Below are 15634 nucleotides of genomic sequence, written 5' to 3' on the forward strand. Positions count from 1 at the left end.
TGAAAACCAGATATTGTGACAGTGCAGATGGTGCTGACGGTCAGCGCTTGCCGCCGAACAGGCTCCCCAGCACGCCGCGCAGGATCTGGCGCCCAGCCGTGGTGCCCATGGTCCGCACTGCTGATTTGGCCATGGTTTGCACCAGGCCATCGCGCTTGCCTCCGCGGGGGCCGGTGCTGCCGAACAGGATGTCCTTGGCCATGTCCATCATGTCGCTGCCTTCGGCTTTGTTGAGTGCTCCGCCCGAACCTGCGTTGGCGCCCTGGCCCTTGTCGGTGCCCGCGCGCGCCTGCAGCACTTCATAGGCGGATTCACGATCCACCGCTTTTTCGTAGACGCCGGCCACCAGCGAATTGGCGATGATCGCTTGCCGCTCGGCCTCGGTGACCGGGCCGATCTGGCTGCCCGGCGGAATGACGAACACGCGCTCGGTGATGCCCGGGCGGCCTTTTTCATCCAGGAAGCTGACCAGCGCTTCGCCGGTGCCAAGCTCCGTGATCGCGGTTTCGACATCCAGCTTCGGGTTGCCCCGCATGGTCTGGGCCGTGGCTTTCACGGCTTTCTGATCCCGCGGAGTGAAGGCGCGCAAGGCATGCTGTACGCGGTTGCCCAACTGGGCCAGCACGGTGTCAGGCACGTCGATCGGGTTCTGCGTGACGAAATAGACCCCCACACCCTTGGAACGCACCAACCGCACCACCAGCTCGATCCGTTCGAGCAATATCTTGGGCGCATCGTTGAACAAGAGATGCGCTTCATCGAAGAAGAACAGCATCTTCGGCTTTTCAGGATCACCGATTTCGGGCAACTGCTCGAACAGTTCCGAGAGCATCCACAGCAGGAAGGTGGCATACAGGCGCGGCGCCGTGAGCAGCTTGTCCGCCACCAGAACGTTCACCACTCCCTTGCCGCCGGAGGTCTGCATCATGTCCTGGATGTTGAGCATGGGCTCGCCAAAGAACTTGTCTCCGCCCTGGCTCTCGATCTGCATCAGGCCGCGCTGAATGGCGCCCACGCTGGCCGCGCTGATGTTGCCGTACTGCGTGGTGAATTCCTTCGCATTTTCTCCCACGTACTGCAGCATGGCACGCAGGTCTTTCAGATCGAGCAGCAGCATGCCGTTGTCGTCGGCGATCTTGAAAACCAGGTTCAGCACGCCCGATTGGGTTTCATTCAGGTCGAGCATGCGGCCCAGCAGCAGTGGCCCCATGTCGGAGATGGTGGCGCGCACGGGGTGGCCCTGCTCTCCGAAAACGTCCCAGAAAGTCACGGGGCAGGCCGTGGACTCCGGTGCCGGCAGGCCGCGCTCCTTCAGGATGGCCGCCATCTTCTCGCCGATCTGGCCCTTCTGGCTGATGCCGGAAAGATCCCCCTTCACGTCGCTCATGAACACGGGCACGCCGATTTCAGAGAAGGATTCGGCCAGCTTTTGCAGGGTGACCGTTTTGCCGGTCCCGGTGGCGCCTGTGATCAGGCCATGGCGGTTGGCCAGACCGGGCAGGATGGCGCATTCGATTTCGCCGTGTTGGGCGATCAGCAGGGGCAGGGCAGACATGGGGCTACTCGTAGACGTCAATGAAGAGCCGCCGCGCAGGCTGCGCGGGGGCAAGTTTCCTGGCGAAAAGAGTATAGCCAGCGTAGCTGGTGCTTTGGGTGGGCGTGCCTAAACGTGGATCGTGGCAACTCAATGTGTATCTCTAGCTCGACAATCTTCCGTCATTCCCGCGCAGGCGGGAATCCAGCGGCGGCGCTCCCAGGAGGCACTGGATTCCCGCCTGCGCGGGAATGACGAATCTCGTTGCTCAATCATCCAGGGGCAATAATCGATTCATGTTGCTTGGAACATAAACACGCTCCTAATCTTTCGGAATCTCCAGCAGATTCAAATTGATCTTGAGTTTGTTCGAGAAATCACGCCGCGCGCGCTCATACCAGGTGCCGCTGTTGGGAGGCAAGGATTGGTTGCCCGCGCAGTTCGCGTCCTTGAGATAGCTTGGAGGCGCAAAATTGTTGCCAGGCCAGCTTTGTTTGCTTTTCTTGGTCAGGCGCGCACAGCCCGCTGAGTCAAACCACGATTTGGTATTGACGGTCAAATACATGGTGTCCCGGCCGTTGTTGTCTGATCCGAGATCCCACACCATCAACCCTTGCAAAGCGGCCGTGTTGAACGAAAGATCCTTGATCTTGTCGGTGATCACGTGCTGAGGCAGCGCATGGCAATGGGTCCCTGACCAGGTAAACAGGAAATTCCCCATGCTGGCGCAGTCGGCAGAGGCGGAGTCGTCCACCGGGTACGGCGAAGCCTGCTGGAAATCAAAGCGCCAGATGCCTGCCGCGGGATCCGTGTTGTCCAGCAATTTCCAGTCGGAGATGGTGTTGGTGGTGGTGTGGCTATAGCTGACGCTCCAACCGAACTCTGCTCCGCCCGTGGGCTTCCCCCCGCTCGAACCACCGCTGATCTTGCCGTTGAGCGACCAGCCGGCGGTGTCGCTTTGCGTCGTCTGGTTGTTCTGGGTTTTCGGCGTGTTGTCCAGCCAGATCAGGCCGCGTTTCGGCGGCGATGCGTCAGGATCGCTCCCGGTGGTGAAGGCAGGATCCGGCAGCACTTCCAGACTATGCCGCGTCTGGTACCACCCATACACGTTGTTGTTCTTGTCGGCGACCCGGGGGTCGAGGCTGGCATTTGCCGCGAGATACAGGACCCGGCTGGGCAGCGTGAGCTTGTTCGTGGCGGGATCGATAGCGTAGGTGAGATAGAGGATCGGATAGAAATTCCAGACCTGCTGAGGACATTGCGGCTCGAAGTACTCGGCGGCGTTGTAGCTGGTATACCCCGCATAGGTGCGTGACCAGGCCCAGGTTTCATAGGTATCGTAGGGCTGCCAGTCACGGCTCATGCAGCTGGTGAATTGGTTGAGGCCGGTGTAGACGAAGGGTTCGGTGATCGTCATGCGCCCCAGCGTGGTCTGCTTCACATAGTTGCAGGCGGCCGGATCGTTGTTCGTGCTGCATTGATTGGCCCCTGGATCCGAGCCGGCCTTTTGCAGGCTCGACGAAGATGTGGCGGCGTCACGAGACGCCCGGTAGTCCCGCAGCTCGCGGGCAAACTGGTCGAGTGAGTTGCGGGTGACCGTGAGGGTGGTGTCATCACCCTGGGATGAGGTCAGTACGACGGCTCCGTCGCTCCAGGGATATCCCGGCCGTGGCGGCAGGATCAGCGCCAGGCTGTTGAACCCCGTGACGGTGGCTGTGGGCAGCAGCGCATGCAGGGCCTCTTCCAGCGCGTCACTGAAGCCCACGACGATGATCGGCACTTGCGCGGCAAACGCACTGGCTGCCAGTTGATCGGCGCCGCCCATGTCATTGGGTGTCACCTTGCTCCCATCTACGACCAGGACGTCGCCAGTGCGCAGGTCCGCGGCGCTCGTGAAGGCGGCCTGCTGCGTGAAGTAGCGCTGGATCCGGTCCAGCGCCACCTGGTTTTCCGCTCCGAAACTGGCATGTACCAGGCGCCCAAGGCGGGCGTCGGCCACGATGCTTTCGTAGGAATGCTCGGCCAATGTCAGGGCCGGCAGGTCGCTGGCCACAACCGACGTATCCTCGTCTTCGAGCGAAGAAGCGGGCGGGCCGTCGTCTCCGCCACAAGCGCCCAGGACCAGGGCGCCGGACAAGGCCAGCGCGGTCCAGAAGCGGGTGGTTCGAAGTGGAGTTGAGCATAGGGGCATGGTGGTCTCCTGGGCGAAGAGGTGTTCGTTGGGGCTGGTCGGGTGGCGCTTCAACCGATGAATTGCGGTGGCAACGCCGGCGCATCCGCCGGCACCGATACGAGGTCGTGGCGCAGCCAGCCTTGGGGCTGGCCGGCTGATACGGCGTAAGCCCCCACGTAGGGCATCATGCAAGTGGTCTGGTATGGCCGGGGTGTCCAGCCCGCAGGCGCCAGGAACACCGATGTGGCGCGCTTTTCGCTGTGAACGCTGGCGCCGAAGGTAGAGATGTTCCAGAGCGTTTTCTCGTGGCTGCCATAGTCCGCGTTGTGCCGTTTCGAGATCGCCTGCCAGCCTTCGAGCTGGATGAAGCTGTTGTAGGCCCCTTGGCCGATCAGGGTGCTGTTGACTGTGCGCCCCGTGACCAGGGCTCCCAGCAGCCCGCAATCTTCCGGGGCAAAGTCGTCGTGGGCGGTCAGGTAATACCGGCCGGTGGTATTGACCACGCTGGCGTAATGCGAATTGCCGGGGTGTCCGCGGGTGGGCAGCCCGCTGTTTTCCAGGACACGGTCGAACGCCTGCACAGTGACCCCCGCCGGCAGATCGCGCGCCGCGCAAATGGCCACCAGGTGCGCGCCCGAGACCAGCAGGCGCAAAAATGCCGTGACGGCCGCGCTGCTCCATCCGCTGCCGTCCCGCATGGGAAAGGCACGGTAACCCCGCAGTTCATAGGCCGCCGGCTCGGTTCCGGGCCGGTAGCGAAGCTGCGGCACCCACAGAACCAGTGGCCCGTTGCTGGCTGCGGTGTCGATGTAGCTTCTGAGAAGGTCCAGGATCTTGATATCGTCTGGCGGAACAAGGGTGCCGCCGCCGGCATTCAGCCAATGGGCTTGCCAAAGATCCACGATGCGAAGCCATTGGCCGCCCGTGAAATCCGCCATGGGCGCGAGGCCGGTCGCGGCATCGGTGTCACCATAGGCGCCATGGATCACCGAGACATCACGTACCCCCGTTGCGTACATGCTGTTGAGGAAATCCTGTGAATTGTTCCAGGCCGGCGTGTTCAGAAGGCCTAGCGGCACGACCCAGGCGCCGTTGCCATTTTTGACGCCGCGGTAAAGATTGATCTTGGCGACCGAGTGGTGGCCCGGAAACGTTTCCGCGTTGGCTCCAGCCACAAAACCCGTCGCGGGCGTGAGGGTGACCGTAGTCGATCCAGGGCCGGAAGGGTGGTCATACTTCACCGCGAAGCCAAGCTCGGTGCCGCTTTTGAGGCCGAATGTGCCGGTGCAGCTTCCGTTGTTGCGGGCGATCACGGTGCCTTGGGCGGCTGGTGTCAGCATGGAGGCGCCATCGCCGAAATCCGCCTGAGGAACCGAGCCGGAACTCGCTTGAGGGTCGCTGAAGCTAAGTTCGGTATCGGTTGTGGCGTTGTTCAGACGGATGGTCATCGTGCGGCTGAACGTGGGGCGCACCACGCCTGGGGGGCCTTGTGTCACAGGCTCTTCCGTGGCGGGGTCGGCACCTCCTTCGTCGTCATTGCCGCCGCCGCAGCCTCCGAGCAGGCTGTAAGCCGGCATCCACACCAGCGCTGACGCCACACTCAAGATATGCCGCCGCCTGGCAGGGGGAGCCTCGGGGAGCGTCGGGTCGGTCGTCATGTCTTCGTCTTGCGGTAAGGTGGCGCGGCAGGGTGACGTGGCCCTTAGCGTATACATTTGCTTTCTTTTTGTATGTGGCCCGTTCGGGCTACAGGGCTGCAGATGAGTGCCTTGATAGGCCCTGATCGCCCCCTCGGTGGCCAGTCCTCCGGCTGAAAAGTAAAATCACGCTTTCGGCATTCAATATTTCTAGGGGAACATCTTTGGCCGGCCATAGCAAATGGGCAAACATCCAGCACCGCAAGGGCAGGCAGGACGAGAAGCGCCAGCGCATCTGGACGCGTGTCGTACGCGAGATCATGGTGGCTGCGCGCACCGGCGGCGGTGACCCCACCGCCAACCCGCGCCTGCGTCTGGCAATCGAGAAAGCGAAGGCCGCGAACATGCCGGCCGACACCGTCAAGCGCAACATCGACAAAGCCACGGGCAACCTCGAGGGCGTGAGCTACGAGGAAATCCGCTACGAGGGTTACGGCATCGGCGGCGCCGCCATCATTGTCGACACCATGACCGACAACCGCGTGCGCACCGTGGCCGAAGTCCGCCACGCGTTCAGCAAGCACGGCGGCAACATGGGCACCGAAGGCTCGGTGGCCTTCCAGTTCAAGCATGTCGGCCAGTTGATCTTTGCCCCCGGCACCAGCGAGGACAAAGTGATGGAAGTCGCCCTGGAAGCCGGTGCCGACGACGTGATCACCGATGAGGAGGGCGCCATCGAGGTCCTGACCGACCCTTCCGCCTTCGAAGCCGTGAAAAACGCCCTGGAAGCCGCGGGCCTCACGCCCGAGATCGCGGAAGTCACCATGCGCGCTGAAAACACCATAGAACTCACGGGTGAGGACGCCGCAAAGATGCAAAAACTTCTCGACATCATCGAAGATCTGGACGACGTGCAAGACGTGTTCCACAACGCCGTGATAGGCGAATAAGGCCTCCCTTGAAAATCCTGGTTATCGGTTCTGGCGGCCGCGAGCACGCCTTGGCCTGGAAGCTGTCGCAATCGCCCAAGGTGCAGCAGGTCTATGTGGCCCCGGGCAACGGCGGCACCGCGCTCTCGCCCACACTGGAAAACGTCCCCATCACCGATCTGGCGGCACTGCGCGACTGGGCGCTGGCCGAGAAGATCGCGCTCACCGTGGTGGGCCCCGAGCAGCCGCTCGCTGCGGGCGTGGTGGACGATTTCCGCGCCCACGGGCTGCGCATTTTTGGCCCCACGGCCGCCGCCGCGCAGCTGGAAAGCTCCAAGGCGTTCAGCAAGAGTTTCATGCAGCGCCACGGCATTCCTACCGCGCGCTTCGAAACCTTTACTGATGCCACCGCCGCGCATGCCTACGTCGACAAGATCGGCGCGCCGATCGTCGTCAAGGCCGACGGCCTGGCGGCCGGCAAAGGCGTGGTCGTGGCCCAGACGCTGGAAGAAGCGCATGCCGCCGTGGCCGACATGCTCGAGGCCAACACCTTCGGCGTGTCGCACAACGCGGGCGCTGATGGCGTGGCCGTTCCCCGCGTGGTGATCGAAGAATTCCTGCAGGGCGAGGAAGCCAGCTTCATCGTGATGTGCGATGGCAAGAACGTGGCCGCGCTGGCCACCAGCCAGGACCACAAGCGCCTGAAAGACCATGACGAAGGGCCGAACACCGGGGGCATGGGCGCTTATTCGCCCGCGCCCGTGGTCACGCCCCAGGTACATGCCCGGGCGATGCGCGAAATCATCCTGCCCACGATCCGTGGCATGGACAAGGATGGCATCGGTTTCACCGGCTTCCTGTATGCCGGCCTGATGATCGACCATGAAGGCAAGCCCAAGACGCTGGAATTCAATTGCCGCATGGGCGATCCGGAGACCCAGCCGATCATGATGCGGCTCAAATCCGACCTGGTGGACGTCATGATGGCGGCCACCTCGGGCAAGCTCGATACCGTGGAACTCGAATGGGACCGCCGTGCCGCGCTGGGCGTGGTCATGGCGGCTGGCGGTTATCCGCAAAACCCCAAGAAGGGCGACCTGATCACAGGCCTGCCCAAGCCCGAGGACGATGCCGTGGTGTTTCACGCCGGCTCCGTGCTGGAAGGCGACGAGGTGCGTACCTCAGGCGGCAGGGTGCTCTGCGTGACCGTCCTGGCTGATTCGGTGAAGCAGGCGCAAGCCAGGGCTTACGACGTGGCTCGCGGCATTCATTTCGACGGCATGCAATACCGGCGTGACATTGGCTATCGCGCGATAAAACATGCTACCCCCTGAGGCGCTTGGCGCCTTCCCCCAAGGGGACACCACCAGCGGCCTTGCAAAGCCAGCTCCGCGGTGGTTCGTGAATGGCCTGCTCCGCGGCCGTTTGAACTGAATGGCACAACGCCCACTCCTGCTTGCGGGAGTGGGCGGGCGAGGGCGGCCTTCTGGTGAAGGCTAGCAGCCCTCTTCAACGATGAACTCATTCGATCCTACTGAAGTACGGCAATACCTCCTTGGTCTGCAGCAGTCGATCACCCAGGCCATTGAGTCGGCCGATGGCGGTGCCAAGTTCTTGACGGATGCCTGGGCCAAGGCGCCTGACGAGCCTTTGCAGGGCGATGGCATCACGAAGATCATGGAGGGGGGCGCGGTGTTCGAGCGCGCCGGCTGCGGTTTCTCGCATGTGCGCGGCCCGCGGCTGCCGCCTTCGGCTACCCAGCACCGGCCTGAGCTGGCCGGCGCGCCGTTCGAGGCCATGGGCGTTTCGCTGGTGTTCCACCCGCTGAACCCCTACGTGCCCACCGTGCACATGAACGTCCGCATGATTGCGGCCGGCCACGAGGGGCAGCCGCCTGTCTGCTGGTTTGGCGGCGGCATGGATCTGACACCCTATTACGGTTACGATGAAGATGCCGTGCATTTCCATCAGGTGTGCCACGACGCACTGAAACCCTTTGGCGACGACAAATATTCCCGCTTCAAGCAATGGTGCGATGAGTATTTCTTCAACCGCCACCGGGGCGAACCCCGGGGTATTGGCGGCATTTTCTTCGACGATTTCGCGGAGGGCGGCGCGGAGAATGGCTTTGCAATGATCCGCTCAGTGGGAGATGCGTTCCTGAATGCCTACATGCCTATCGTGGAGCGGCGCCAGGGCACGCCCTGGGGCGAACGCGAGCGTGAGCACCAGCTCTACAGGCGGGGCCGCTATGTCGAATTCAACCTGGTGTGGGACCGGGGTACGCACTTTGGCCTGCAATCGGGCGGGCGCACTGAGTCGATCCTGCTCTCCATGCCGCCCCTGGTGCGCTGGTCGTATCAGCGGCAACCCGAGCCGGGCTCGCCTGAAGCCCGCTTGACCGAGCACTTCCTTGTGCCCAGGAGTTGGTTGTGAGTTCGCCACACCGCCGCATCGGCATGTTCGGTGGCGCCTTCGATCCACCGCACAACGGCCATGTGGCGCTGGCGCGCACGGCGATCGAGCAATTGCGGCTGGACGAATTACGCATTTTCCCCACAGGCCAGGCTTGGCACAAGGCGCGCTCCCTGAGCGATGGCACCTTGCGGCTGGCCATGTCCGAGCTGGCATTTGCCCAGATACCCCGGGTGAAGGTCGATACCCGGGAAGTCCTGCGCGAAGGCCCGACGTATACTGTCGACACTCTGCGAGAATTACGCCATGAGTGGCCAGAAGCTCAGTTGTTGTTGATCATCGGTGCCGATCAGGCCGAAACGCTGCACACCTGGAAGAGCAGCGACGAGATCGCGCGGCTCGCCATTCTCAGTATTGCCGCGCGGGCACGGCCAGTGTCCGATGCACCGCCGGCCGACATTTCCAACCTGCCTCCGGGCTTCTACGAGCCCATCAACCTCCCTCCCATCGTCGTCAGTTCCACCGAGGTGCGGGCCCGCGCCGCCGCCGGCCAACCCATCGAACACCTCGTCCCGCACGCCGTAGCGCGGTATATTGCGGAACATCACCTTTACCAGCCGCCCCTGAGCCCTTGATGAGCGAAACATCCGCCACCAAAAAAGACATCCAGAAACTCCAGCGCGCCATCGTCGATGGCCTGGAGGACGTCAAAGCCCAAGACATACGGGTGTTCAACACTGAACACCTGTCGCCCTTGTTCGAACGCGTCATGGTCGCTACCGGCACTTCCAACCGCCAGACCAAGGCCATTGCGGCCAGCGTGCGGGACAAGGTGCGTGATGCCGGTTTCCCCAAGCCGCGCATGGAGGGCGAGGAAAACGGCGAATGGATCATCGTTGACTGCGGTGCGGCGGTGGCGCACGTCATGCAGCCGGCCATCCGCCAGTACTACAACCTGGAAGAAATCTGGGGCGAGAAGGCTGTGCGCCTGAAAGGCCCTGCGGCCGGTAAGACCGCAGGCAAGGCCGCGGCGAAGAAGGCCGCGCCAGCCAAGTCAGCTGAAAAACCGGCACCTGCCAAGAAGGTAGCCGCCAAAAAAGCGCCTGCGGCCAAGACGCCTGCTCCCAAGAAGCCCGCTGCAAAATCTCCCGCAGCCAAGGCACCGGCCAAGAAGGTGGCTGCCAAGAAAGCCGTTGCGAAGAAAGTCGCCACCAAGAAGGTGGCTGCGAAGAAAGCTTAAGCCTCCCTCTGAAGCCGTGCGCTTGCAAGCGGGAGAGGACGCATGAAACTCATCATCATCGCCGTCGGCCAGCGTGTGCCCACCTGGGCGCAGCAGGCCTGGGATGACTATGCCAAGCGTTTCCCGCCCGAAATCCGCGTAGAACTCAAAGCCGTCAAGACGGAGCCTCGCGCGGGTGGCAAGACCGTGGAGCAACTCTACGCCGCAGAGCGGGCGCGCATAGAGGCTGCCATCCCGCGAGGCGCTCGCATCGTGGTGCTCGATGAGCGCGGCACCGCACTGACCACCACCGGCTTGGCCGCGCAATTGAAGGAATGGCAGCACGGCGGCACCGATGTGGTCCTGGTCATTGGCGGCCCCGACGGCCTAGATCCCGCCCTGCGCGCCGCTGCCCACCAGCGCATCCGCCTGTCTGATTTGACCTTGCCTCACGCCATGGTGCGCGTGCTGCTCATCGAGCAGTTGTACCGGGCCTGGTCCGTCAATGCGGGGCATCCGTATCACCGGGAATAATGAAGGCTGCTCGGCCTACGATATGGGCACCTTGTAGGAGCGCCTTTGAAGGGTGTCCTCTCCGTCATTCCCGCGCAGGCGGGAATCCAGTGTCACCTCTTCGCCGCCGCCTGGATTCCCGCCTGCGCGGGAATGACGAGCATGATGTTCAGGGCTTCTGCGACACCCTTTAAAGTCGCTCCTGCAAGATGCCTGGAACGGTCGGGCCATCGCTGTCATTTGCCGTCTAGTACTCATGCCTGATTTCGTCTACCTCGCCTCCCAAAGCCCGCGCCGCCGCCAATTGCTGGAGCAGATCGGCGTCCGCCATGAGCTGCTGCTGCCGGGGGAGGAGGAAGACGCGGAAAGCCTGGAAGCCGAACTGCCGAGCGAGCCGCCCCTGGCCTATGTCCGCCGCGTCACCGCGCTCAAGCTCGAAGCCGCCGTGCGGCGCTGGGAAAAGCGCGGTTTGCCTCCCGCCCCGGTGCTGTGTTCGGACACCACGGTGGCACTGGGCCGCACCATCTACGGTAAGCCGGCCGATGCGCAGGATGCCGCCCGCATGCTCAGCCTCCTGTCCGGCACCACGCACCGTGTGCTGACCTGCGTGGCGGTGTGGTCCGAAGGCCGTGCCGCACAGGCCGTGAGCGAATCGCGCGTGCGCTTCGCACCGATGACAGCCGCACAGGTCCAGGCCTACGTGGCCAGCGGCGAGCCCATGGGAAAAGCGGGCGCCTATGCCGTGCAGGGGCGCGCGGCCGAATTCATCGCGAACATCAATGGCAGCTACACCGGCATCATGGGACTGCCGCTTTATGAGACTATGAATCTTTTACGTTCGGTAGGGGTGCACCCCTGACGAGCGATCGAATCAGCCCATTTCATGACAACGAACACCATCCTGATGAACTCCCTCTCCCTCTGGGAGAGGGCAGGGGTGAGGGCATGGCAGCGTATCGTGAATCACGGAAAAAAACATGCAGCAAGACATCCTCATCAACTGGTCGCCGCAGGAAACGCGCGTGGCCATCGTCGAAAACGGAGCGGTGCAGGAGTTGCACGTCGAGCGTGCGCTCGAGCGCGGCCTGGTCGGCAACGTGTACCTGGGCAAGGTGGCACGCGTGCTGCCCGGCATGCAGTCAGCCTTCATCGACATCGGCCTGGAGCGGGCGGCCTTCCTGCATGTGGCCGACGTGTGGCAGCGCCCTCTGGCAGGCGAGACCTTGCCCGCCCACCGCTCAGCCGCCGCGCCAGCCAAGCCCATAGAAAAGCAGGTTTTCGAGGGCCAGACCCTGATGGTGCAGGTCATCAAGGACCCCATTGGCACCAAGGGCGCCCGTTTGTCCACGCAGATCAGCATTGCAGGCCGCATGCTGGTCTTTCTGCCGCAAGACGAGCACATCGGCATCTCCCAGAAAATCCCCGCCAACCAGCGCGAGGCGCTGCGCGCGCGGGTACAGGCGCTGGCGGGCGAAAGCTTGCCGGGGCAGGCACGCGGCGGTTACATCCTGCGCACCAATGCCGAAGACGCCTCGGATACCGAACTGGCCGAAGACATTGCCTATTTGCGCAAGACCTGGACCCGCATCCGCGAAGCTTCGTTGCAAAAGCCGCCCGCCAGCCTGCTGCACGAAGACCTGAGCCTGCTGCAGCGCGTGCTGCGCGATCTGGTGAGCGAGCAAACGCAATCGATCAGGCTTGATTCCAAGGAGCAATTCAAGGTGCTCTCCGCTTTCGGGCAGGAATTCATGCCGGCGGCGGCGGCGCGGCTCTCGCACTACCGTGGCGAGCGGCCCATTTTTGATCTGTACTCGGTGGACGACGAAATTGCCAAAGCCCTGGGCCGGCGGGTAGACCTGAAATCAGGCGGCTACCTCGTGATCGACCAGACGGAAGCATTGACCACCATCGACGTCAACACGGGGGCCTTCGTCGGAGCGCGCAACTTCGACGACACCGTATTCAAGACCAACCTTGAAGCCGCCCAGGCCATCGCCCGGCAACTGAGGCTGCGCAACTTAGGTGGCATCGTCATCGTCGACTTCATCGACATGACGCAGCCCGAGCACCAGCAAGCGGTGCTGTCAGAGTTCAGAAAGCAACTGGCGCGCGACCGCGTCAAAACGCAGATTGGCGGTTTTTCCGCGCTAGGCCTGGTGGAGATGACGCGCAAGCGCACCCGCGAATCGCTGGCCCAACTGCTGTGCGAGCCATGCGCCCAGTGCCAGGGCGCCGGCCGCGTGCGAACCCCCGCACCGTCGCCTATGACATCCTGCGCGAGATCCTTCGCGAAGCCCGGCAATTCAACCCCAAGGAATTCCGTGTGGTTGCCACGCATGCGGTGGTCGACATGCTGCTCGATGAAGAAAGTCAGCATCTCGCTGGCTTGTCTGATTTCATCGGCAAGCCCATCTCCCTCAGGGCTGAGTCTGCGATAGGGCCGGATCAGTACGATATCGTTTTACTGTGAGCTCGCTTATTGTTTCGGAATAGCGAAATAATAAGTGCACCTCGATAGTTTTTTTGATTGTTTCGTTATTACGGAATAACCTGGACAACTCCCTTGTGGTTGGATATAGTTTCGCTATTACGGAACTATGACTGATGCATGGCACGACGTCTTCCCTCCACACACCCCGCCAGCCGTTCGCGGGTTGAAAACCTCGCAGGACTGGGACTAGCCGTACGCAACGCACGGGCGCAAGCCCGCATGCGTATCGACGACGCAGCTGCGTTCTGTGGCGTCTCGGCCGACGTACTGTCGCGCCTGGAGAACGGAAAATCGATCACCACCGACCGCCTGTTCAAGGTCCTGGAGGGGCTTGGACTGGAGGTGCTGGTCGTTTCCAGGGAACATGCCCTGCAGCTCAAAGACCTGGCGCCGCCGCGAGACTCCGAATGAGCCGCGTATGGCCTGCTTCAGGTCCGGATTTTGCGTTGGACGTGTTTTCTGGCGCCGACCTGGTCGGGCGGCTCACGTTCGATCCGGTGCAGGATCAATTCAGCTTCACATACAGTGAGCCGTGGCGCCAGCATGCATACCGATTCCAACTGTCGCCGCACATCCCTCTCGACGGCGAAGTGTCTGCGGTGGCCGTGCGGCGCTTCATCGACAACCTGTTGCCCGAAGGGCGGGCGCTGGATGTGGTCTCTAGTTTCACCCATGTCCAGAAGAGCAATATCTTTGGCCTGATCCGGGTGCTGGGCCGCGAGACGGCGGGTGCCCTGAGCTTCCTGCCCGCAGGGCAACTGCCGCAGGCGCAAGAGGCGCAGCGGCGCCCCGTGGCACTTGCCGAGCTGCAGCAGCGCATCGATGACCGTAACAGGATTCCGTTCGCGATATGGGACGACAAGGTGCGCATGTCGGTGGCGGGTTACCAGGACAAGCTGCTGGTGCTGCGCGAAGGCGATGCCTTGTTCCTGGCGGATGGCTCGCTCTCGTCGACGCACATCCTCAAGCCCGAGCCGTTGAACGACAAGCTGCCCTGCATGGTGGCCAATGAGCATTTCTGCATGCGACTGGTCAACCGCCTCGGCCAGCGGCGCTTGAAGGAGAACTGGGCGGCCGGGGTGGAGATCCTGCGCGTGCCCGCGCCGGTCCTGTGCGTTGAACGCTTCGACCGAGTGCGCGATGGCGCAAGCGTACGCAGACTGCATGTAATTGACGCCTGCCAGGCGCTGAACCTTCCCGTATCGTACAAGTACGAGCGTCCACTGGGCAGCGCAGAGGACGTTCGGCACATCCGCGACGGGGCCAGCTTCGAGGCCTTGGCCACGCTGCGGCCGCATCTGTCGAATGCAGCCATCGGCATCCGGCAGATGGCTCTCTGGGCGATCACCACGCTGCTGCTGGGCAACAGCGATGCGCATGGCAAGAACATCTCCTTTTTCGGGCGGGGTGATACCTTGGCGGTGGCGCCGTTCTACGATCTGGTTAACGTGGCCGTGTACGACGCCCGCCACATCGATCAGGAACTGGCGATGGCCTTCGGCGACGAGTTCGCGTTGCCGAACGTGAAGTCGTTCGCGCTGGCCGACTTCTGCGAGCGACTGGGATTCCCCCGGCGCACGTTTGCGCGGGAACTGAAACAGCTTTGCGAGTGGGCACGGGAGGAGGCGAGGGCGCAGGCCCTGGACCCCGTATACGCGGAGGAGGAGCGGCCCTTTGTTCGCACCCTGGCGGACTACGTGGTGGCCAGGGCGGATTTTCTGTTGGAGCAGGTGGCGGAGATTCCCAGGTTCAGCGGCGATCTTTTCTGAAGGCTGGGCCGGATCAGGAGCCTTGTGGTCGTGCGACCAACCGTTGGCGCTTTGTCTTGAATCAAGGTGGTCATTTTGTTTTTGCACCGATGGCCCCCGTCATTCCGGCGCAAGCTGGAGTCCACGCAATGGCGTCTGATTTCCCGAATAAAGTAGCTTAAACAATCCCTCCGTTAGCCCGGATAGTCTGCCCATTCACCCAAGCACCATCAGCGCCGGCCAGCATGGAAACCACCGCCGCGATATCTTCCGGACGTCCCAGCCGCTCCAGCGGTGCCATTTGGGACAGGTGCTCGATTTGCTCGGGCGTCTTTCCGTCAAGGAACAGCGCTGTCGCGGTGGGGCCGGGTGCCACGGCGTTGACAGTGATGTTCCTGCCCCGCAGCTCCTTGGCCAGGATATGGGTCATGGCCTCCATCGCCGCCTTGGTGGCGGCGTAGACGGAGTATCCCGGCAAACCCAACCCGATCACGCTGGTGGAAAAATTGACGATGCGGCCTCCCGCGCCCATACGGCGTGAAGCTTCGCGCATGGTGTTGAAGCTGCCCTTCACGTTGATGGCGAGCAGGCGGTCGAAGGTCGCGTCGTCGGTATCCGCAAGGCGCGGAAGGCCCGATGGCATGACCCCGGCATTGTTGATCAGCACCGTGACCGGGCCAAGCTGCGCTTCCACCGTGTCGAACATGCGGCGGGCAGCCTCGGGGTCGGACACATCGGCCTGCACGGCGAAAGCGCGGCCACCGGCTGCCGTGATGTCATCCACGACCCGCTGCGCTTCTGCCTGATTGCTCGCGTAGTTGACCCCCACCGCATGGCCGTCACCAGCCAGGCGGCGCGCAATGGCCGCGCCAATACCGCGAGAAGCGCCCGTGACCAGGGCGACGGAGTAGGGTGTTTGGAGATGGTTCATGCAGGAAGTCCAGTTATCTTGGTTGCAAGGGAGCGGGCAGATGT

At 62.8% G+C, this 15634-nt stretch carries 13 protein-coding genes and 1 pseudogene; 10 read left to right on the plus strand and 4 right to left on the minus strand.

Annotated elements, in window-relative coordinates:
• Positions 1-40: 40 nt before the first annotated feature.
• From WJU18_RS12060 to WJU18_RS12070, 3 genes are all read right to left on the minus strand, one after another.
• Positions 41-1555 (minus strand): helicase HerA-like C-terminal domain-containing protein, encoded by a 1515-nt coding sequence (locus tag WJU18_RS12060; RefSeq protein ID WP_423460286.1) that lies wholly within the window; start codon positions 1553-1555, stop codon positions 41-43.
• 301 nt (positions 1556-1856) lie between these two features.
• Positions 1857-3725, minus strand: a complete 1869-nt coding sequence (locus WJU18_RS12065; protein ID WP_423460287.1) for a hypothetical protein — start codon at positions 3723-3725, stop codon at positions 1857-1859.
• A 50-nt stretch (positions 3726-3775) separates the two neighbouring features.
• Entirely contained in the window at positions 3776-5365 is a 1590-nt protein-coding gene (locus tag WJU18_RS12070; RefSeq protein ID WP_423460288.1) for a hypothetical protein, read from the minus strand.
• 203 nt (positions 5366-5568) lie between these two features.
• Here WJU18_RS12070 and WJU18_RS12075 point away from each other — a divergent pair, with 203 nt between their 5' ends.
• From WJU18_RS12075 to WJU18_RS12120, 10 genes and pseudogenes are all read left to right on the plus strand, one after another.
• Entirely contained in the window at positions 5569-6294 is a 726-nt protein-coding gene (locus WJU18_RS12075; RefSeq protein WP_423460289.1) for a YebC/PmpR family DNA-binding transcriptional regulator, read from the plus strand.
• Positions 6295-6302: 8 nt separating this feature from the next.
• Positions 6303-7607: a phosphoribosylamine--glycine ligase gene (gene purD, locus WJU18_RS12080; protein WP_423460290.1), complete on the plus strand. Its 1305-nt coding sequence runs from the start codon at positions 6303-6305 to the stop codon at positions 7605-7607.
• Between the two features lie 181 nt (positions 7608-7788).
• Positions 7789-8709 carry an oxygen-dependent coproporphyrinogen oxidase gene (hemF, locus tag WJU18_RS12085; RefSeq protein WP_423460291.1) on the plus strand — a complete coding sequence of 307 codons (921 nt, stop codon included), beginning with the start codon at positions 7789-7791 and terminating at the stop codon, positions 8707-8709.
• Complete coding sequence (nadD, locus tag WJU18_RS12090) at positions 8706-9323, plus strand: nicotinate-nucleotide adenylyltransferase (RefSeq protein ID WP_423460292.1); 618 nt, start codon at positions 8706-8708, stop codon at positions 9321-9323. The genes hemF and nadD overlap by 4 nt, the downstream gene beginning before the upstream one ends.
• Complete coding sequence (gene rsfS, locus WJU18_RS12095) at positions 9323-9928, plus strand: ribosome silencing factor (RefSeq protein ID WP_423460293.1); 606 nt, start codon at positions 9323-9325, stop codon at positions 9926-9928. Before nadD ends, rsfS begins: the two co-directional genes overlap by 1 nt.
• Positions 9929-9970: 42 nt before the next feature.
• Entirely contained in the window at positions 9971-10441 is a 471-nt protein-coding gene (gene rlmH / locus WJU18_RS12100) for a 23S rRNA (pseudouridine(1915)-N(3))-methyltransferase RlmH (protein ID WP_423460294.1), read from the plus strand.
• Between the two features lie 235 nt (positions 10442-10676).
• Positions 10677-11279, plus strand: coding sequence for a Maf family protein (locus tag WJU18_RS12105; RefSeq protein WP_423460295.1), 603 nt, complete (start codon positions 10677-10679; stop codon positions 11277-11279).
• A gap of 118 nt (positions 11280-11397) precedes the next feature.
• Positions 11398-12890 (plus strand): annotated as a pseudogene (rng, locus tag WJU18_RS12110) (ribonuclease G).
• Between the two features lie 138 nt (positions 12891-13028).
• A complete protein-coding gene (locus WJU18_RS12115; RefSeq protein WP_423460296.1) occupies positions 13029-13322 on the plus strand; it encodes a helix-turn-helix domain-containing protein in 294 nt (97 codons plus the stop codon).
• Positions 13319-14680: a HipA domain-containing protein gene (locus WJU18_RS12120; RefSeq protein WP_423460297.1), complete on the plus strand. Its 1362-nt coding sequence runs from the start codon at positions 13319-13321 to the stop codon at positions 14678-14680. The genes WJU18_RS12115 and WJU18_RS12120 overlap by 4 nt, the downstream gene beginning before the upstream one ends.
• A 157-nt stretch (positions 14681-14837) precedes the next feature.
• On the opposite strand, the gene WJU18_RS12125 is transcribed toward WJU18_RS12120, so the two are convergent.
• Positions 14838-15590, minus strand: coding sequence for an SDR family oxidoreductase (locus WJU18_RS12125; RefSeq protein WP_423460298.1), 753 nt, complete (start codon positions 15588-15590; stop codon positions 14838-14840).
• Positions 15591-15634 lie beyond the last annotated feature (44 nt).

It is taken from the genome of Ottowia sp. VDI28 (assembly GCF_049532675.1).
GTDB lineage: Bacteria > Pseudomonadota > Gammaproteobacteria > Burkholderiales > Burkholderiaceae_C > Ottowia.